15 protein-coding genes and 1 pseudogene are annotated in these 19,757 nt (G+C 72.9%); 11 read left to right on the top strand and 5 right to left on the bottom strand.

Features of this window, described 5'->3' with window-relative positions; genetic code table 11:
* Positions 1 to 401 precede the first annotated feature (401 nt).
* A pseudogene (locus AB0N27_RS23855) lies at positions 402 to 590 on the bottom strand (hypothetical protein); the annotation flags it as partial.
* Positions 591 to 913: 323 nt separating this feature from the next.
* Positions 914 to 1,510 (bottom strand): hypothetical protein, encoded by a 597-nt coding sequence (locus AB0N27_RS23850; RefSeq protein WP_364373765.1) that lies wholly within the window; start codon positions 1,508 to 1,510, stop codon positions 914 to 916.
* 187 nt (positions 1,511 to 1,697) lie between these two features.
* Here AB0N27_RS23850 and AB0N27_RS23845 point away from each other — a divergent pair, with 187 nt between their 5' ends.
* From AB0N27_RS23845 to AB0N27_RS23810, 8 genes are all read left to right on the top strand, one after another.
* Positions 1,698 to 3,188, top strand: a complete 1,491-nt coding sequence (locus AB0N27_RS23845) for a catalase (protein ID WP_364373762.1) — start codon at positions 1,698 to 1,700, stop codon at positions 3,186 to 3,188.
* 240 nt (positions 3,189 to 3,428) lie between these two features.
* A complete protein-coding gene (locus tag AB0N27_RS23840) occupies positions 3,429 to 5,930 on the top strand; it encodes a nitrate- and nitrite sensing domain-containing protein (RefSeq protein ID WP_364373759.1) in 2,502 nt (833 codons plus the stop codon).
* Positions 5,930 to 6,352 carry a roadblock/LC7 domain-containing protein gene (locus AB0N27_RS23835; protein ID WP_357989127.1) on the top strand — a complete coding sequence of 141 codons (423 nt, stop codon included), beginning with the start codon at positions 5,930 to 5,932 and terminating at the stop codon, positions 6,350 to 6,352. Before AB0N27_RS23840 ends, AB0N27_RS23835 begins: the two co-directional genes overlap by 1 nt.
* Entirely contained in the window at positions 6,339 to 6,731 is a 393-nt protein-coding gene (locus AB0N27_RS23830; protein ID WP_364374281.1) for a DUF742 domain-containing protein, read from the top strand. The genes AB0N27_RS23835 and AB0N27_RS23830 overlap by 14 nt, the downstream gene beginning before the upstream one ends.
* Positions 6,712 to 7,314, top strand: a complete 603-nt coding sequence (locus AB0N27_RS23825; RefSeq protein WP_364373756.1) for an ATP/GTP-binding protein — start codon at positions 6,712 to 6,714, stop codon at positions 7,312 to 7,314. The genes AB0N27_RS23830 and AB0N27_RS23825 overlap by 20 nt, the downstream gene beginning before the upstream one ends.
* Before the next feature lie 133 nt (positions 7,315 to 7,447).
* On the top strand, positions 7,448 to 8,485 hold the full coding sequence (locus AB0N27_RS23820; RefSeq protein WP_364373753.1) for a lactonase family protein: 1,038 nt from the start codon (positions 7,448 to 7,450) through the stop codon (positions 8,483 to 8,485).
* 137 nt (positions 8,486 to 8,622) lie between these two features.
* Positions 8,623 to 10,380: a substrate-binding domain-containing protein gene (locus AB0N27_RS23815; protein ID WP_364373750.1), complete on the top strand. Its 1,758-nt coding sequence runs from the start codon at positions 8,623 to 8,625 to the stop codon at positions 10,378 to 10,380.
* Between the two features lie 235 nt (positions 10,381 to 10,615).
* Positions 10,616 to 12,100 (top strand): sugar transferase, encoded by a 1,485-nt coding sequence (locus AB0N27_RS23810; RefSeq protein WP_364373747.1) that lies wholly within the window; start codon positions 10,616 to 10,618, stop codon positions 12,098 to 12,100.
* Positions 12,101 to 12,109: 9 nt separating this feature from the next.
* Here the strand turns inward: AB0N27_RS23810 and AB0N27_RS23805 are convergent, their stop codons facing one another.
* The gene (locus tag AB0N27_RS23805; RefSeq protein ID WP_364373744.1) at positions 12,110 to 13,240 is read right to left on the bottom strand and encodes a PP2C family protein-serine/threonine phosphatase; all 1,131 of its coding nucleotides are present in this window, start codon (positions 13,238 to 13,240) and stop codon (positions 12,110 to 12,112) included.
* Between the two features lie 58 nt (positions 13,241 to 13,298).
* On the opposite strand from AB0N27_RS23805, the gene AB0N27_RS23800 reads away from it, so the two are divergent.
* Positions 13,299 to 13,982, top strand: coding sequence for a MarR family winged helix-turn-helix transcriptional regulator (locus AB0N27_RS23800; protein WP_364373741.1), 684 nt, complete (start codon positions 13,299 to 13,301; stop codon positions 13,980 to 13,982).
* Between the two features lie 23 nt (positions 13,983 to 14,005).
* On the opposite strand, the gene AB0N27_RS23795 is transcribed toward AB0N27_RS23800, so the two are convergent.
* Together AB0N27_RS23795 and AB0N27_RS23790 are read right to left on the bottom strand one after the other, a co-directional pair.
* Entirely contained in the window at positions 14,006 to 15,667 is a 1,662-nt protein-coding gene (locus tag AB0N27_RS23795) for a SpoIIE family protein phosphatase (RefSeq protein WP_364373738.1), read from the bottom strand.
* Positions 15,668 to 15,792: 125 nt separating this feature from the next.
* Positions 15,793 to 17,031, bottom strand: a complete 1,239-nt coding sequence (locus tag AB0N27_RS23790) for an ROK family transcriptional regulator (RefSeq protein WP_364373735.1) — start codon at positions 17,029 to 17,031, stop codon at positions 15,793 to 15,795.
* Positions 17,032 to 17,108: 77 nt separating this feature from the next.
* Here AB0N27_RS23790 and xylA point away from each other — a divergent pair, with 77 nt between their 5' ends.
* Both xylA and xylB read left to right on the top strand, forming a co-directional pair.
* Positions 17,109 to 18,296 (top strand): xylose isomerase, encoded by a 1,188-nt coding sequence (xylA, locus tag AB0N27_RS23785; protein ID WP_364373732.1) that lies wholly within the window; start codon positions 17,109 to 17,111, stop codon positions 18,294 to 18,296.
* A 9-nt stretch (positions 18,297 to 18,305) separates the two neighbouring features.
* Positions 18,306 to 19,733: a xylulokinase gene (gene xylB, locus AB0N27_RS23780; RefSeq protein ID WP_364373729.1), complete on the top strand. Its 1,428-nt coding sequence runs from the start codon at positions 18,306 to 18,308 to the stop codon at positions 19,731 to 19,733.
* Positions 19,734 to 19,757 lie beyond the last annotated feature (24 nt).

The following is a 19,757-nucleotide window of genomic DNA, read 5'->3' as shown; positions in this document are numbered from 1 at the left end:
ACAAGCGCCTGCGCCTCGCCGGCCGCCGCGTGCGGATCGTCGACGAAACGCAGCTGCACGTCGCGCCAGCGGTCCCGGAAGCCCTGCGCGGAGTCCGCGTCGAGGAGGGTCGCCGGCTCGGCCGCGACCGTCGAACCGACGGGCCGCGACGTCCCGGCCGACTCCAGCGAGGTGCTGGTGTCGTCGGTGGTGACCGGCTCGGCGTCGGCGTCCGGGTCTACCATCTCCGGCGCCGCGCTGCCGTAGCCGGCCGCGCCCGCCGTGGCCGCGTCGACCCGGTCGACGTCGGTGCGGTACGCGTCGGTGCGGTCGACGTCGGTGTCGTCCACGTCGGTCCGGTCGACGTCGCGGTCGGTGCGGTCGACGTCGGTGTCGTCCACGTCGACGTCGCGGCGGTGCAGCTCGGCGGTCGGGTCGGCCCGCAGGCCCTCACGCTCGCCGTCCTCGGCGCCGTCTCCCGGCTCGGCGGTCCGCTCGGCCCGCGGGTCCGGCTGGTCCTGCGGACGAGGGCTGGCCAGCGCGGACGCGGCCACCGCGTCAGCCACAGTGGTGGCGCCGAACGCGGTCGGCAGCGGCCCCGGCTCGTGGAAGCCGCCCTCGTCGTTGACCCGGTCGTCCTGCCGGTCGCGCAGGTGGGTGTCGTCGGCCCGCTCGTCGTCGGGGTCGTCCAGGGTGTCCCGCTCGGTGCCGTCGGCCCGCTCGTGGTCGTTCAGGGTGTCCCGTTCGGTGTCGTCGGCCCGCTCGTGACCGCCGGCCGACTCGTCGAAGGTGCCCCGCTCGTCCAGAGCGTCCTCGGGCAGATCGGCGTGGCCGGCACGGTCACCTGATGGTGGTACCGGAACCGGCGCGGACCGCACGGCCTCCGGGTGGTCGTTGCTCACCTGCTGCTCTTCCTGGCGCATCGGTGGCCTCCTCAGCGGCTCGTGGCGTCGTGCGGGGTGTCCGGGTGGCGCTGTTCGGGCGTGTGGTGACCCGCCGGCTCCGTACCGAGCAGGTCGGTGAAGAGCGCCCGGTAGTGCACCACCGCCTGGCGCAGCTCCTCGGTGCTCGCCTCACCCCGCGAGTTGCGCAGGTGGATCTCGTGCGCGTCCCGGTAGTTGGTGAGGGTGCGGGCGTGCTCGACGGAGAGGTGGGCGATCTGGTCGGAGAAGTCCCCGGTGGGGTAGCCCTGCTCCTCGATGAGTCGGGTGACCAGCTCATCGGCGTCGCCAACGGTCTCGCCCGGGGAGTCGATGAAGCGGACCTGGAGTTCCTCCCAGGCCTCGGCGTACCGGGCCCGGGACTCGGGGGTGAGTGGGGTGAGCGTGAGCTCGGCGTGCCGGCGTTCCCGGTCGCGCAGTTCGCGCTCCGCGGCGGACCGGCTGTCCTGCTCGGCCACCACCCGGTCGTACTCCGGTCCGAAACGGTCGCGCAACGCGCGGCGGCGACCAAGCGACCGGACGGCCACGGCCAGCGCCGCGACGACCACCAGCACGACGAGCACGATGACGATTATCTGCGTGGACGACATGGGCTCCTCCTTCGTCACCTGGTATTCCCTCGGCGCACTGATCGCCAATCCCGATCCGGGGCACTTTCCTTGCCGCGCTGTGTCCGCTGTCCGGATAATGCCCGTCCCGTCCCCTTGCCGACGTGGCCCACGTCCCTGCGGCGGCCAAAAACTTGACTCATTCCAGAAAGCGCGCTTGGGTGGGGCGATGAGCGAGTCACCGGCCGGCAAACCGACCCTCACCACCCGGCAGGGTCACCCCGTGCACAACAACCAGCAGCAGCGGACGGTGGGGTCACGCGGTCCCGCGACGCTGGAGAACTACCACTTCCTCGAGAAGATCAGCCACTTCGACCGGGAGCGCATCCCGGAGCGGGTGGTGCACGCGCGCGGCTTCGTCGCGCACGGTGAGTTCGAGGCGTACGGGACGATCGGCGACGAGCCGGCCTCGACGTACACCCGCGCCAAGCTCTTCCAGACCCGGGGCAAGAAGACGCCCGTGAGCCTGCGGTTCTCCACGGTCATCGGCGGTCGGGACTCCTCCGAGGCGACCCGCGACCCGCGCGGCTTCGCGGTGAAGTTCCGCACCGAGGACGGCAACTGGGACCTGGTCGGCAACAACCTGCCGGTCTTCTTCATCAGGGACGCGATCAAGTTCCCCGACGTGATCCACTCGCTGAAGCCGGACCCGGTCACGTTCCGACAGGAGCCCAACCGGATCTTCGACTTCATGTCCAACACGCCCGAGTCGATGCACATGCTGACCTGGCTGTTCAGCCCGCGCGGCATCCCGGCCAACTACCGGACCCAGGACGGGTTCGGGGTGAACACCTACCGCATGGTCAACGCGGCAGGCGAGGGTGTGCTCGTCAAGTACCACTGGAAGTCGCGGCAGGGCATCGAGTCGCTGACCGAGGAACAGGCCGCCGCCATCCAGGCGGGCGAACTGGGCCACGCCTCCAAGGACCTGTACGAGGCCATCGAGCGCGGCGAGTACCCGCAGTGGGAGCTCAACGTCCAGATCATGAGCGACGACGAGCACCCCGAGCTGGACTTCGACCCCCTCGACGACACCAAGACCTGGCCGGAGGACGTCTTCCCGCTGCGCCCGGTCGGCATGATGACGCTCAACCGCAACGTCACCAACTTCCACAACGAGAACGAGCAGATCGCCTTCGGCACCGGTGTGCTCGTCGACGGCCTGGACTTCTCCGACGACAAGATGCTCGTCGGGCGCACGTTCTCCTACTCCGACACGCAGCGCTACCGGGTCGGTCCGAACTACCTCCAGCTGCCGATCAACGCGCCGCGCTCCGACGTCCAGGTGAACACCAACCAGGACGGCGGTCAGATGTCGTACGGGGTGGACAACCGGGGCGGCAACCCGCACATCAACTTCGAGCCGTCCTCTGTGGCCGGTCTCCAGGAGGCCGACGACTCGTACCGGGAGTACCGCCCGTTCGTCTCGGGTCAGGTCATGCGGGCGCCGATCGAGCGGCAGAACAACTACGGCCAGGCCGGCGAGCGGTTCCGCACCATGCCCGAGTGGGAGCGCGACGACCTGGTGAAGAACATGACCAACCTGCTGGGCCAGTGCGACAAGCACATCCAGGAGAAGATGGTCTGGCACCTGAGCCAGTGCGACGAGAGCTACGGCCGCCGGGTCGCCGAGGGGCTCGGCATCGCCGCCGACGCCTGACCCGTCCCGCACCACGACGAGCGCCCCGCCGGCCACCGGCGGGGCGTTCGGCCATTCTCGACCCACCGAATGTCGGAGCGTCGATCTCGGCGCGACGGGCGGTAGTGCAAAGGGCTGTCATTACGTATCCTGCCCAAGGCGCCCGCGCCGGTGTCCGGCGTCGCCGCCGGGCGCAGGTCGGCCGGTGCGTTGCCCGGCGGTGCCGGCGCCCCTCCTGCCACCCCTTACGGGCGAGGTCTGATGAGAACCCGCGACTGGCCGATCCGCTCGAAGCTGACCGCACTCGTGGTCGCGCCGGTGACCGCGCTGCTGGCCCTGTGGATCTTCGCGACGACGTTGACCTTCGGCCCCGCCCTGAATCTGCTCTCCGCCCGCACCCTGCTGTACGACCTCGGCCGACCCGGCGAGGCAGTGGTCACCGAACTGCAACGCGAACGCCGACTCTCGGTGGTGCAGCTCGCCGGCACCACCGACCTGCCGGCCCTGGTCGAGCAGCGTCAGCGCACCGACCGGGCGGTCGCCGAGCTGCGTCGCCGGGTCGACGGGGAGGCACTGCGCGACGCCGCCGACGACCTGCTGGAGGACCGCGTCGACCGGCTGCTCACCGCCCTGGCGGCACTGCCGAGCGGCCGGGACTTCATCGACGACCGGATGATGGACCGCCCCGGCGCGATCGGCCTCTACAGCGGCATGGTCTCGGCGGCCTTCCAGGCGTTCGCCGCGATGGCCAACCTGACCGACCCCGACATCAACCGGCAGGCACTGGCGCTCACCGCGCTGGGCCGGTCCCGGGAACTGCTCGGCCAGACCGATGCCATGCTGGCCGGCGTGCTGACCGCCGGCCGGTTCGCCCAGGGCGAGCACGCCCAGCTCGTGCAGGCCATCGGCAACCAGCGGTGGCTCACCGAGAGCGCGGTGGCCGACCTGCCCGAGGCGGGGCGCGTCGCGTACCAGCGGCTGACCGAAAGCCCGGCGTTCACCAGCCTGCGCGCCATGCAGGAGGCGTTGATCGCGGCCAACCGGACCGGCCGACCACCTGTCGACGCGGCGTCGTGGCAGGAGAGCCACGACGCCGTACAGCAGCAGCTACGGGACTTCGAGCTGTCCGAGGCGGACCGTCTCACCGACCGCTCGGTGCCGATGGCGGTCCGGATCCTGGTCCGGCTGGCCGCCGCCGGTGTGCTCGGACTCGCCGCGGTGGTGGTCTCGGTGCTGGTGGCCGTACGGGTCGGTCGCACGCTGGTCCGCCGCCTCAGCGGGGTCCGCACCGCCGCGCTGGAGCTGGCCGAGCACCGCCTGCCGGACGTCGTGGCCCGGCTGCGTCGCGGCGAGCAGGTAGACGTGGCCCGGGAGGCGCCCCCACTGGAGTACGGCAACGACGAGATCGGCGAGGTCGGGCGGGCCTTCACCGAGGTGCAGCGAACGGCCGTGCAGGCCGCGGTGGACGAGGTCGCTCTGCGGCGCGGGCTCAACGAGGTCTTCCTCAACATCGCCCGCCGCAGCCAAAGCCTGGTGCATCGACAGCTGCACCTGCTGGACCGGATGGAGCGCCGCGCCGAGGACCCGGACGAGCTGGCCCAGCTCTTCCAGGTGGACCACCTGGCGACCCGACTCCGGCGGCACGCCGAGGACCTGGTGATCCTCGCCGGCTCCGCGCCCGGTCGGGGGTGGCGCAACCCGGTCGCGATGGTCGACCTGATCCGGGGCGCCACCTCCGAGGTCGAGGCGTACGACCGGGTGGACATCACCGCCGTACAGCCGGCCGGTGTGCTGGGCCGGGCCGTCGGCGACGTCATCCACCTGCTCGCCGAGCTGATCGAGAACGCGACCGCGTTCTCTCCGCCGGACACCCGGGTCACCGTCGCGGGGGAGCAGGTGTCCAACGGGTACGCCCTGGAGATCACCGACCGGGGGCTGGGGATGTCCGCCGCGGCGCTGGAGAGCGTCAACACCCGACTGGCCAGCTCGCCCGAGTTCGACCCGACGCAGAGCGCCCGACTCGGCCTGTTCGTGGTGGCCCGACTGGCGGCCCGGCACGGGGTCCGGGTGAGCCTGCGCCCGTCCGGGGACGGCGGGGTGACGGCTGTGGTGCTGCTCCCCGCCGACCTGATCACCAGCGAGCCGCCCGCCGGTCCCGACCCGGCCACGTTGGGCGCCGAGCCGGCCGGCGCGGACCGACGGCTGGCCCGCAGCGCCCGTCGCGGTGGCGTTCCGCGCCCCCGGACCGCCCGTGGCCGGACGGTCACCGGCGACGCCCCGGCGGCCGGTCCCGCGCCCGCCGCCGTACCCGCTCGCCCGGCCCGCGGGCCGGGCGACGGGGAGGCGTCCCCGCCGGCCGGTGACGAACTGGACGGCCTGCCCCGGCGGGTCCGCCGGCAGACCCCCGCGACCCGACCGCGCTCGACAGTCACCGACACCCCGTCGCCCCGCTCGCCCGAGGAGGTACGCCAGGTGATGGCGGCCCTCCAGGCCGGCACCGCCCGGGGGCGCGCCACGGTCGTCACCCCGGCTCCCGCGCCGACGACGTCGGGTGTGGACACGCCCACCGTCGCGGCGAACCCGACCACCCCGGCGGCCCCGGCCGACCGGGCGAACCCCACCGAACGGGTCAGCGCAGATCCGACCAGCCGGGTCAGCGCCGATCCGACCCCGGGGACGGCCGCCGAGCAGGAGGCCGCCGTACCGGTGGCCTCCCCGACGCCCGTGCCCGAATCCTCTACCGCGACTGAGAGGGACGCCTAGTGCCGCATTCGACGAAGCAGAGCGCCAGCCTCGACTGGCTGCTCGACGAGTTGGTGGAACGGGTCCCGGCCGCCCGGGAGGCCGTGGTGCTCTCGGCGGACGGGCTGCTGCTCGGCTCCTCGGCCGAGCTGGAACGCTCCGACGCCGAACACCTCTGCGCCCTCGCCGCCGGGTTCTCCAGCCTGGCAAGGGGTGCCAGCCGGCACGTCGACGGTGGTCCGGTCCGGCAGACCGTCGTGGAGATGGAGTCGGCGTACCTCTTCGTCACCGCCGCCGGGCAGGGCACCTGCCTGGCCGTGGTGAGCGACGCAGACGCGGACATCGGCCTGGTCGCCTACGAGATGGCGATGCTCGTCATCCGGGTGGGAGAGAACCTCACCGCGCCGGCCCGACCGTCGGCGGGTGCCGGTGACGTGGGCTGAGCCGCCCGGGCCCCAGCACGAGTGGCTGGATGGCGACGCCGGGCCGGTGGCGCGTCCGTACATCATTACCGGCGGCCGGGTGCGGTCCGCGGCCGACGGATTCGACCTTGTCGCGTTCGTGCTGGCCGGCTCGGACCTCGACCCGACGGTCCATCCCCGGCTGCTCCCGGAGCATCGGCGGCTTGTCGCGCTGGCCCGCCAGCCGGTGTCGGTGGCCGAGCTGGCGGCCGAGCTGGATCTCGCGGTCGGGGTCGTCCGGGTGCTTCTTGGTGACCTCCTCGCCCAGGGCCTGGTCGCGGTGCACGAGCCGCCGGCGGCCGGCAACCTTCCCGACGACGACATTCTCAAGGCGGTGGTCAGTGGACTGCGTGCACTATGACCAGGCGGAATCCGGCGTCACCATCCCGTTGGCGCTGAAGATCCTCATCGCCGGCGGCTTCGGGGCCGGCAAGACGACACTGGTCAGCGCCCTGAGCGAGGTCCGCCCGTTGCAGACCGAGGAGGTGCTGACCGGGGCGGGGATCGGCACTGACGACATCTCCGGTGTGGAGGGGAAGTCGACCACCACCGTGGCGATGGACTTCGGCCGGATCACCATCAACGAGGACCTTCAGGTGTACCTGTTCGGTACCCCGGGCCAGGACCGGTTCTGGTTCCTCTGGGACGAGCTGGCGTTCGGAGCGCTCGGCGCGGTCGTGCTCGCCGACACCCGGCGGCTGGCCGACTGCTTCCCCTCCATCGACTACTTCGAGCAGCGGGGCATCCCCTTCGTGGTGGGCGTGAACTGCTTCGACGACGCCCGCCGGTTCAACCTGGAGACCGTACGCCGGGCGCTCGACCTGGACCCGGACGTGCCGATGGTGCTCTGCGACGCCCGGGACCGGCAGTCCGGCAAGATGGTGTTGATCTCTCTGGTGGAGCACGTGGCCCGGCAGCGGGGGGAGCCGGTGCCGACCGCCTGAGTCGCGCGCGTCGACCCGGATCGGCGCCGACGGGATGTCGCCGCCGATCCGGGTGCCGCAAAGCGGTTAACGCGCGGGATTCGCGGGCAGCCTCTGGTTGGATCGACAAAGGAAGCCGGCGGAGAGGCGAGACGTGAGTGCGCAGAGCGAGGTCGTCCACATCGGGGGCTACACCGCGCAGAGTGGCGGCCGGGGCAGCGGCATCGTCGCGGCCCGCCGCGACCCGGTCACCGGGGAGCTGACCCCGCTCGGCACGGTGGCGGTCACCCCGTCCCCCTCCTTCCTGGCGCGGCACCCCACCCAGCCCGTCCTCTACGCGGTAAACGAGCTCAAGGACGGCGAGATCAGCGCCTGGCGGGTCGGCGCGGACGGCGCACTGGACCCGCTCGGCAGCCGGCCGACCGGCGGCGCCGAGCCCTGTCACCTGGCGGTGCTCCCCGACGGTGGTCACCTGGTGGCCGCCAACTACGGGGGCGGCAGCGTCGCGGTCTTCCCGCTCGACGCGCAGGGCGTGCCGGGCGAGCGCAGCGACCTGGTGGTGCACGAGGGGCACGGCCCGGACCCGGAGCGTCAGGAACAGGCGCACACCCACATGGTCTCGCCGGGCCCGGGCCGGGGGCCGCTGCTCGCGGTCGACCTCGGCACGGACTCGGTCTACCGGTACGACCTGGACGCCGCGACCGGGCGGCTGGTGCCCCGCGCGCCACGGGTACGCACGGCGCCCGGCACCGGCCCCCGGCACCTGGCCCGGCACCCGGACGGCAGGCGGTGCTACCTCGTCGGTGAGCTGGACGGCTCGGTCACCGCGTACGAGCTGAGCGACGACGGCGCGTTGCACCAGCGGGCGCGGGTGGAGGCGAGCGAGCGCTCGGGTCACGTGCAGCCGTCGGAGGTCGCCGTCGGCCCGGACGGCCGTTTCCTCTACGTCGCCAACCGGGGGGTGGGCACGATCGCCGTCTTCGCCCTCGCGGGGGAGTCGCCCGAGTTGGTGGCGGAGGTGGACACCGACGGCGAGTGGCCCCGGCACTTCGCGCTCATCGGGGAGCATCTGTACGTGGCCGACGAGCGGGCGGACATGGTGCGCATCTTCCGGCTTGACGCCGACACGGGTGTCCCGGAGCCGGTCGGCGAACCGGTGCCGGTGCCGAGCCCGACGTGCGTGCTGCCGTGAACGTTGTGCCGGTTTGGCAACACCCCGACGCCGCGTCATCACGCTGAGTCGTTAATCAGCGATCAACTGTCTCTCCTGCGTAACTTTAGTCCGAACGGTTGTGGCACGGACGGCACGTTGTACGCAAGATGGTCACCGTGTCAGCAGGCCGCCATCGCATGCGTTCGAAACTCCATCTAGCAGCCGCCGCCGCGACGGCGACGGTGCTCGTCGTCACGACCGGCGTCTGGTTCGGCTATCGGGAGCTGATCCAGCCCAGCTGCTCGGGCGAGATCAGGCTCGCCGTGGCGGTCGCCTCCGAACTCGCGCCAGCTGTGGACGCCGCCGCGTCGCAGTGGGTCAAGGACGGCGCGGCGGTGGGCCCCACCTGCATCCGGGTGGACGTGTCCGCGTCCGACCCGGTCGACGTGGCAGCGGTGGTGGCGGCTAAGCACGGCGCCGTACTCGCCGGCGTGGGGCAGGCCAGCGGCACCGCCGTGAGCCCGGACGTCTGGGTGCCCGACTCCTCGACCTGGCTGCTGAGGCTGAAGAAGGAGGCGAGCGCGTTCGCCCCGACGAACGGCGCGTCCATCGCGCGCAGTCCGATCGTCGTGGCGATGCCCCAGCCGATCGCCACGCGGCTGGGCTGGCCGAACAAGAAGTTCAACTGGACGGACCTGCTCAAGCAGGTGAACAACACGGGTGCTCCGCTGCGTACCGGCATCGTCGAGCCGACCCGGGACGCGGCCGGCCTGTCCGGTCTGCTCTCGCTGACCGCGGCCGCCAGCGCCGCCGGCGGCGACGCCCAGCGCAACACCGTAGGCGCGCTGCGGGCACTGGCCACGGGGCGTTCCTCGCTGCGCAACGACCTGCTGGCCCGCTTCCCGACCTCGAACGACGCGACGTCGATCGCCAGCGGCCTCGGCGCGGCGGCGCTCTCCGAGGAAGACGTGATCGCGTACAACAGCAAGAAGCCGCCGGTGCCGCTCGCCGCGCTCTACATGGAGCCGGCGCCGATGCCACTGGACTACCCGTACGCGGTCCTGCCCGGCATCGAGCCGAGCAAGGCGTCCGCGGCCCGGGTGCTGTTCGAGCTGCTCACCAGCCCCAGCTTCCGCGACCGGCTGGCCGCGCAGTCGCTGCGCGGCCCGGACGGCAACTGGGGTGACGGCTTCAAGGCGCCGCAGGGAGCGCCCAGTCCGTCCGGTGGCGCACCGACCGCGCCGGCGAACGGCGGCACCGCCGCGGGCGGCCTGGACCCGGCCGCCATACAGCGTGTCGTCTCCAGTTGGTCGATCGCCACCCAGTCCGGTCGGATGCTCGCCGTCATCGACGTCTCCGGCTCGATGAAGCAAGCGGTGCCCAGCGCCAACAACCGGAGCCGGGAGGAGGTCACCGTGGACGCGGCCCGTCGCGGTCTCGGCCTCTTCGACGACTCCTGGTCGATCGGCCTGTGGACCTTCTCCACGAAGCTGGTAGGCAACCGGGACTACAAGGAGCTGGTCGGCATCGGTCCGCTCTCCGGTCAGCGGGCCCAGCTGGAGGGGGCGCTCGCCACCATCAAGCCCTCCAGCGGCGACACGGGCCTGTACGACACCACACTGGCGGCGTACAAGGCGGTGCAGGAGGACTGGCAGCCCGGCCGGGTCAACTCGATTGTGCTGTTCACCGACGGCGAGAACGAGGACAGCAACGGCATCTCCCAGGGGCAGCTGCTCGCCGAGCTGAAGCGGATCGCCGATCCTGAGCGGCCGGTCCAGGTCATCATGATCGGTATCGGCGAGGGCGTCAGCAAGGCCGAGCTGGAGTCGATCACCAAGGTGACAGGTGGCGACGTCTTCGTCACGAAGGACCCGAGCGAGATCGGCAGCATCTTCCTCAGCGCCATCGCCCGGCGCCCCCCGGCGCCGCGCTGATCCGACGCACAGCCCAAAAGGGCCCGTCGTACCGCCATCCGGTACGACGGGCCCTTTTCGCTGCTGTGGCGGTGAAGATTCGGGGCTCCGGCGGTGAAGAAAAGTGACGGCAATACGTCCGAAGCAATCGGCAGTCATAGTTGTCGGGGCAGGATGTCGAGGTGTTCCGGCATCCTCGGTCCGCCTCCGGTCGGCCCTGTCGGCCGGGGCCGTCCTGAGCAGAGTGGGAGGGCCGGTGAGCGCGGCGACACTGTTGACCCCGTCGAGCACGTCGGCGACGCCGGAGACCCGCCCGCGTGGCCTGGTGGCGCGCGCCGACGAACGCTCGTACGTCCGGGTCCTCGTGGTGCTGGACACCACCATCCTGATCATCGCGCTGCTCGTCGGGTACGTCGCCCGCTTCGGTGACGAGGAGCCGAGCGGCTCGAAGATCCCGTACGTGCTGGTGGCCCCTGGTCTGGTGCTGGCCTGGTTGCTCTCGCTGAAGGCGTTGGGCTGCTACGACGACCGAGTGGTCGGCTACGGCGCGGACGAGTACCGCCGGGTCAGTTCCGCCAGCCTGCGGCTGGCCGGGGCGATCGCCATCGCCGGGTACATCGCCGACGTCGGCGTCTCCCGAGGCTTCCTCGGCATCTCCTTCGCGGTGGGGACGGTAGGGCTCGAGGTGACCCGGTTCGCCGCCCGCAAGCGCCTGCACCGGGCCCGTTCCCGTGGTGCCGGCTGGTCCCGCAAGGTGCTCGTGGTCGGCGACACCGCGCACGTGTTGGAGCTGGTGCACACGCTGCGCCGGGAGCCGTACGCCGGCTACCAGGTGGTCGGGGCGTGCATCCCCGACGCGCTGCTCGCACCGGTGGCGCAGCGTCTCGGTGACGTACCGGTGGTGGGGTCGTTCCGGGGCATCCCGGAGGCCGCCACCGCGATCGGGGCGGACACCGTTGCGGTCACCGCCTCCGGTGAGCTGACGGCGGCGCGGCTGCGGCGCCTCGGCTGGCAGTTGGAGGGGACGGGCGTCGACCTGGTCGTGGCGCCCGCGCTCACCGACGTGGCCGGCCCCCGCATCCACACCCGGCCGGTCGCCGGGCTGCCGCTGATCCACGTCGAGGCGCCCGAGTTCCGGGGCGCGCGCAAGCTGGTCAAGGGCTTCGTCGACAGGTCGGTGTCGTCGCTGGCGCTCGCGCTGCTGCTACCGCTGATCGTGTTCATCGCGTTGGCCATCAAGGTGGACAGCCGGGGTCCGGTGCTGTTCCGCCAGGTCCGGGTCGGTCGGGGTGGGCAGGAGTTCGGGGTTCTCAAGTTCCGCACCATGGTGGTGAACGCCGACGCGCTGCTCGCCGAGCTGACCGCCCGCAACGAGACCGACGGCCTGATGTTCAAGATGCGCGACGACCCTCGCGTCACCCGGGTCGGCCGGCTGCTGCGCAAGTGGTCCCTGGACGAGCTGCCGCAACTGGCGAACGTGCTGCTGGGGCAGATGAGCCTGGTCGGGCCGCGCCCGCCGCTGCCCTCGGAGGTGGCCCGCTACGACGGCGACGTGGCGCGACGGCTGCTTGTCAAACCCGGCATGACAGGCCTGTGGCAGGTCAGCGGCCGGTCCGACCTGAGCTGGGAGGACGGCATCCGGCTCGACCTCTACTACGTGGAGAACTGGTCCCTCGCCGCCGACCTGACCATCCTGTGGAAGACCTTCGGCGCGGTGGTGAACAGCCGCGGCGCGTACTGACGGCGTCGGTCAGGCCTGCGGCCCGGTCCAGTCCAGGCAGACCACCACCGCGTCGTCGACCAGGTCGCCGGCCACGAACGCCCGCAGGTCGCCGATCAGCGACCGGACGGCGTCCAGCGGCTCCATCGGCCCGGTCCTGCGCAGGAACCGGTCAAGCGCCGTTTCGCCGTAGCGGACGTCCTGCCCGGTGGCCTCCAGGACCCCGTCGCTGACCACGAAGAGCCGGTCGCCGCGCTCAAGCGTGAACGTCTGCTCGTGGTAGTCCGTCGCCTCGAACATGCCAAGCGGGAACTGCGCCTCCAGGGGCTGCTCGGTGACCTCGCCGTCGCGGAGCAGGACCAGTCGGGGGGAGCCGGCGTCGACCACTGTCATCACCCCGGAGCGCAGGTCCAGCTCCATCAGCAGCGCGGAGAGGTGCTGCTCGCCCCGGTACAGGTCGTAGAGCGCCTGGTCGGCGAGGGCGGCCTGGTCGGCCAGGCTCAGACCGGCCCGGCGGGCGTTGCGCAGGGCGTGGGTGGCAAGTGAGGTGAGCAGCGACGCCGCGACACCCTCGCCGCTGCCGTTGACAGTCGACAACCACAGCCGCTGCCCGTCGTCCGACCAGTCGAAGCTGTCGCCGCGCACCGCGTACGCCGGTTCGAGTTGGCCGGCCAGGCTGAACGACGGCCGGATCCGGCTGCGGCCGGGCAGCAGGTCCCACTGCATCTCCGCGGCCAGGGTGAGTCGCTGGCTGCGCCGTGCCGCGCGGTAGACGTCGGTGCCGGCGGAGACGGCGGCCAGCTCGTGGGCCAGCGCGGTGGCGACCTCGTCCAGCTCGCCGAGGACCGTCGGGTCGTCCGGGACCGGCGCGAGCCGCAGCACTCCCCGTCGCTCACCACGCATGCTTACCGGGAACCAGCCCGTGCCGTCGACGAGCAGCGGCGACTGGTGGTCGAACGAGCGCCAGGCGGGATGTCCAGGGCCCGTGATGGGGTCACCCTCGGTGAGGGGCAGCAGGTGTGAGAGCCGGTAGTCGACCTGGTAGAGCTCGACGTCGGTGATCCCGTACGACCGGGCGAGAACGGTCGCGACACCACCGACCAACCGGTCGGCCGGTGTCTCGTTCAGGGCACGTCGTGCCTGATTGACCGGTTCGCTCATCACCACTCCCTCGCTCAAAGCTCGACCACCTGTGGGTTCGGAGTACTCTCGGGCCACCATGGCCGAACTGAACGGTCCGTCGGACCCCGAGACGAGTATGGCTGCCGCGTTGGATGTGGTGGCGACCTCCCTGGTGGGCGTTTGGGAATCCGCCCGGGAGGAGACCACCAACCGACTCTCCGGAGCCCAGTTACGGGCTGTGATGGTGGTCGAGCAGTCCGACGGAATCAACCTGCGTCGTCTGGCCAACCGGCTCGACATGCTGCTCAGCTCCGCCAGCCGGCTCTGTGACCGGTTGGTCGCCGCCGGCATGCTGGAGCGGGAGCCCGGCCGCTTCGACAGGCGGGAGATCTCCCTGCACCTCACCCGGGATGCCCGCCGGCTCCTCGCCGAGCTGCGCGCCGACCGTCAGGCGCGGCTCGCCACCGTGCTGGCCGCGATGAGCCCGGAGGGTCGCGACGCGCTCCTGCGCGGGATGCGCGAATTCGACGAGACCGCTCGCCGGCAGCAGGCCCAGGTCGTGCCGGGGCCGGGCGGACCGGAGGACCCGGACCGGCCCACCGGCCGGGCGGACTGGCCGGACGACCCGGACCGGCCCACCGGCCGGGCGAGGGACCGGTCGGGCGATGCGGACCGGCAGACCCGCGGAACGTGGACGGGCGCGCCCGGCGGGCCGGAGCGGACGGTCGACGGTCACCGGGAGTGGCCCACCGGCGAGCCGCCGGTGGCCCGGACCGCCTGAGCCGCGGCGGTGGGCGTCGCCGGTCAGGCCGGTGCCGCCGCGCACACGGCCAGCATCGCGATGTCGTCGTGGGCCCGCCCGTCCGACCACTCGTCCACCAACTGGAGCAGCCGGTCGACAAGCGCGGTCGGCGGCAGGCCGGCCGCCGAGGCGAGCGCGGCACGCAGCCGCTCGGCACCGAACATCTCCGCGTCGCCCCGGCCGCCCCGAGCCTCGGTCACCCCGTCGGTGTACGCCAGCAGCAGGTCGCCCGGGTCGAGGTGGACCCGGGCCTCGGCGAACCGGGGTGCGGGCAGCGCCCCCACCGGCATCCCGCCGACCGGCACCGGGGTGACCGTGCCAGCGGGCGTGACAACCAGCGGCGCCGGGTGCCCCCCACCGGCGATCCGGACGTCCACACCGGCCGGCCCCTGTTCCAGGGAGCCGAGCAGCAGGGTGGTGAGCTGGCTGCGCCGCGCCGCGTCGGGTGCGTCGAACAACGCCCGGTTGAGCAGCTGGATCAGCTCCAGCGGGCGCTGCTCGACAAGCCGCAGTGTCTGCAACGACTGGCGGACCCGGCCCGTCAGCACTGCCGCGCCGACGCCCTTGCCGGACACGTCGCCGAGCGCGAACAGGGCACCGTCGCGGTGCGGGAAGACCTCGTAGAAGTCGCCGCCGATGCGCAGGGTGTCGCCGGCGGCCCGGTAACCGCCGGCCAGGCGCAACCCGGGCACCGTGGGCAGCTCCGGTGGCAGCAGGCTGGTCTGCAGCACCCGGGCCAGGTGGGCCTGTTCGCCGTACAGCTCGGCGGTGGCCAGCGCGGCGCCGGCCCGGGCGGCGAACTCGCGCGCCAGGTCGATGTCGCGCCTGTCGAAGCCCGCTCGCCCGGTCTGGCGGATCAGCAGCAGGGCGCCGGCCGGGCCGCCGGCGGTGCGCATCGGGCTCACCAGCACGGTGCCGGGTCGGCCGAACCCGGGCGGCAGCACGGAGGCCAGGTCGGCGAGGTCGGCGTCCAGCCAGGGGCTCGGCTCGGTGAGCTGGCCGGCCAGCGCCTCGGCCAGCCCGGGGACGGTGCCGGTCAGCTCCGCCCCGGCGAGCCCCGCGCTCGGAGAGGGCTCACCGTCGGCGTACCGGACCCAGCGCAGGTGCGGGTCGGTGGGCGTGGACGGCCAATGCAACGCCACCGCGGCGTCGGCCAGAAAGGGGACGGCGAGGGTCGTGACGGCCCGCAGCGTCTGGTCCCGGTGCAGGGACGATCCGAGTCGACTGCCGGCCTGGGCGAGGAACGCGGTGCGCGCGCGCTCGGCCAGCAGGGCGTCGTTGCGGGTCTGCTCCTCGGTGACGTCCCGGATGTACCAGGCGTACCGGTGGCCGGCGAGCTGTCGCCGTGCGCCGCGCAGCCGGCGGCCGCCGTGCTCGCCGTCGAAGTGTTCGGCGTCGTCCCGGACCGCCCGGGCCAGCGCCGGCACCGGGCACCGGCCCAGCTCGGTGCCCGTTGTGATCTCCGGGAGCAGTTCCGCCGCCATCGCGTTGACCAGGGTCACCCGGCCGGCCTCGTCGGTCGTCAGCACAGCCTCGGCGAGCCCGTCGAGCAGTTCGCGGGCGAGTCGGGAGTCGGTCGGAAGCGGCTGCTCGACCCTCCGGCGGGGGACGCGCCCACCGCCGCTGACCGGACCGGTGATGCCGCCCCGTTGGGTCGTGGTCACCGCCCGACGCCGGCCCGCGTCTGACCACCTGTGCGCATGCTGCTCCTGGACTCCTCGCCTGCGGTTCGTTGCCTGTCGGCAAGCGTACCGAGGCCCGGTGACCGAGGCCCAGCGTCCAGCGCCGGTCAGCTCGGGCGGGAGAGCCACCCGGCGGGCCGGGCGACGATGTGGCGGACCACCGAACCGGCGGCTCCCACTGCTGCCGCCTCCGGGCCGAGCGTCGACGGCCGGACCGTGACGGGTGACCAGGCGGCGGTCAGGACCCGGCCGGCGATCTCGGCGAGCACCGGCGGGCACAGCCAGGGCGCCAGCGGGGCGTACCCACCGCCGAGGACCACGGTGTCCAGGTCCAGCAGGTTGACCACGGTGGCCACCGCGACACCGAGCGCCGTCCCTGCGTCGTGCAGCGCTCGCAGCGCGCCCGGGTCGCCGGCGTCTGCCAGTTCGGCCAGCCGGGCCGTCGCGGTGTCCGCGGGAAGCTCCGCGCGGGCCAGCCCGGCGGCGGCCACGATCGCCTCCTGACCGGCGTACTGCTCCAGGCAGCCCCGTCCTCCGCAGCGGCACGGACGCCCCTGCGGGTTGACCGGCAGGTGTCCGATCTCGCCGCTCCAGCCCCGGACGCCCCGGAACAGCGCGCCGTCGAGCACGATGCCGGCGCCGATGCCGACCTCGCCGGAGATGTGCAGGAAGCTGGCCGGGCCGGGAGGCCGGGAGTGCAGCTCGCCGAGGGCGGCGAGGTTCGCCTCGTTGTCCACCACCAGGGCCGGTACGCCGGGCACCTGCTTGGTCAGCGCCTGGTGCTCGGCGAGCAGCGCGGGTACGGCGACGTCGCGCCAGCCCAGGTTCGGCGCGAGCCGGACGAGGCCGGCGTCGTCCACCAGACCTGGCACCGCGAGCGCCGCCCCGGCCAGGGTGAGGCCCTGGCGGGCGGCGTCGGCGCGGGCCTGCCCGGCCAGCTCGACGAGGTGGGCGAGAGCGTCGGCGGGCGCGACCGGGCGCAGGTCGGCCCGGTGCACGGTGCGGTGCCGCACCTGCCCGGCGAGGTCCACCACGCAGACCGTCAGGTAGTCGACGTTGACCTCCAAACCGAGCCCGGCCGGGCCCTGGTCGGCCAGGACCAGCCCGCGGGCCGGTCGACCGGCGCCGGCCCGGGGGGCGGGCTCGGCCTCATCGACGAGCCGGCCGGCGAGCAGGTCCTCGACCACCGCGGAGACGGTGGCCCGGGTCAGGCCTGTGGCGGTGGCCAGGTCGGCCCGGGACGGGGGGCGGTCGGCGGCGGCGATCCGGCCGAGCACCAGGGCGAGGTTGAGTTCGCGAAGGCTGCCCTGACGGGCTGCGCCGGCCGGGGCGTGGGTGGGGCTCACCCCTTGACAGTGCCATAGGGCGGGCAAATAATTCAATCGTTGAACAAATAGCGGACACCACCACCCGGAGGTTGCTCATGGCACCCCGTCCCACCCCCGCCGACAAGTTCTCCTTCGGGCTCTGGACCGTGGGCTGGCAGGCCCGCGACCCGTTCGGTGACGCGACGCGTCCCGAGCTCGACGCGGTCGAGGCGGTGCACCGGCTCGCCGAGCTGGGCGCGTACGGCATCACCTTCCACGACGACGACCTGGTCCCGTTCGGCGCCGACGCCGCCACCCGCGACCAGCACATCGCGCGGTTCCGCAAGGCCCTGGACGAGACCGGCCTGGTGGTGCCGATGGTCACCACGAACCTCTTCACCCACCCGATCTTCAAGGACGGCGGCTTCACCAGCAACGACCGCGACGTGCGCCGGTACGCGCTGCGCAAGGTCCTGCGCCAGCTCGACCTGGCCGCCGAGCTGGGCGCCAGCACCTTCGTGATGTGGGGTGGCCGCGAGGGCTCCGAGTACGACCTCGCCAAGGACGTCCAGGCCGCCCTGGACCGCTACCGCGAGGCCGTCAACCTGCTCACCCAGTACTCCATCGACAAGGGCTACAACCTGCGGTTCGCCCTGGAGCCCAAGCCCAACGAGCCGCGCGGCGACATCCTGCTGCCCACCATCGGGCACGCGCTCGGCTTCATCTCGCAGTTGGAGCACCCGGAGCTGGTCGGCCTCAACCCGGAGGTCGGCCACGAGCAGATGGCCGGGCTCAACTACGCCCACGGCATCGCCCAGGCGCTCTGGCAGGGCAAGCTGTTCCACCTGGACCTCAACGGCCAGCGCGGCATCAAGTACGACCAGGACCTGGTCTTCGGCCACGGTGACCTGATGAACGCGTTCGCCCTGGTGGACCTGCTGGAGAATGGCGGCCCCAACGGCGGGCCGACCTACGACGGGCCGCGGCACTTCGACTACAAGCCCTCCCGCACCGAGGACATGGACGGCGTGTGGGCCTCCGCGGCGGCCAACATGAGCACCTACCTGCTGCTCAAGGAGCGTGCGGCGGCGTTCCGCGCCGACCCCGAGGTCATCGAGGCACTCGCCGCCAGCAAGGTCGGCGAGCTGAGCACGCCGACGCTCGGCGACGGCGAGGGCTACGAGGAGTTCCTGGCCGACCGGTCCGCGTTCGAGGACGTCGACGTGGACGCGGTGGCCGCAAAGGGCTTCGGCTTCGTCCGGCTCAACCAGCTCGCCGTCGAGCACCTGCTCGGCGCCCGCTGAGGCCCCGCCATGCCGTTGGTCGCGGGCGTTGACTCGTCCACCCAGTCCTGCAAGGTGGTGATCCGGGACGCGGAGACCGGCGCCCTGCTCAGGCAGGGCCGGGCACCGCACCCGGACGGCACGGAGGTCGACCCGGAAGCCTGGTGGCAGGCGCTGCGCAGCGCCGCCGACCAGGCCGGTGGGCTGGCCGACGTGGTGGCGGTCTCCGTCGCCGGCCAGCAGCACGGCATGGTCTGCCTCGACGAGGACGGCCGGGTGGTCCGCCCGGCGCTGCTGTGGAACGACACCCGGTCCGCCGACGCCGCCGCCGACCTCATCGAGGAGGCCGGCGGCGGTGCGGCCGGGCGTCGGTTCTGGGCGGACGCCACCGGAAGTGTGCCGGTGGCCAGCTTCACCCTCACCAAGCTGCGGTGGCTTGCCACCCACGAGCCGGAGCTGGCCGCCCGGGTGGCGGCGGTGTGCCTTCCGCACGACTGGCTGACCTGGCGGCTGGCCGGCGCGGCGGGGTTGGACGCGCTGCGGACCGACAGGGGTGACGCCAGCGGTACCAGCTACTGGTCGCCGGCCACCGGCGACTACCGGTTCGACCTGCTGGAGCGGGGCTTCGGCAGGCGGCTGGTGGTGCCCCAGGTGCTCGGTCCGACGGAGTCGGCGGGCAGACTCGCCGACGAGCTGGGTGGGTCGGGCGGCGCGCTGCTCGGCGCGGGCACCGGGGACAACGCCGCCGCCGCGCTCGGCGTCGGCGCCGTACCGGGTGACGTGATCGTCTCCATCGGCACCTCCGGCACCGTGTTCAGTGTCGCCGACGTGCCGGCCGCCGACGAGAGCGGTGCGGTGGCGGGCTTCGCCGACGCGTCCGGTCGCTTCCTGCCGCTGGTCGCCACGCTCAACGCCGCCCGGGTGCTGGACGCCGCCGCCGCGTTGCTCGGCGTCGGCCTGGACGAGCTGGCCGAGTTGGCGCTCTCCGCGCCGGCCGGCGCCGACGGGTTGGTCATGGTCCCGTACCTGGAGGGGGAGCGGACGCCGAACCGCCCACTCGCCACCGGCGCGGTGCACGGCCTGACCCTGCGCACGTCGACCCCCGCGCACCTCGCGCGGGCCGCCGTGGAGGGCATGCTCTGCGCGCTCGCCGACGGCCTGGACGCGCTTACCGCGCAGGGTGCCACGGTCCGCCGGGTCATCCTGGTCGGCGGCGGCGCCCGGTCCGCCGCCGTCCGCCGGATCGCACCGCAGGTCTTCGGCTGCCCGGTGGTCGTCCCACCGGCCGGGGAGTACGTCGCCGACGGCGCCGCACGGCAGGCCGCCTGGGTCGCCCTGGGCGGTCCGACGCCGCCGGTGTGGGAGCTCAAGGGCACCGAGGAGTACGCGGCCGAGCCCGTGCCAGCCGTCCGCGAGCGGTACGCGGCAGCGAGCGGACTGGTCCTCGACCGCCGCTGACCTGTCGGAGTCGACGCGGGTGGG

The sequence above is a fragment of the Micromonospora sp. NPDC093244 genome (assembly GCF_040683695.1).
In the GTDB taxonomy this organism is placed as follows: domain Bacteria; phylum Actinomycetota; class Actinomycetes; order Mycobacteriales; family Micromonosporaceae; genus Micromonospora.
This window is presented reverse-complemented; position numbering and strand designations above follow the sequence as displayed.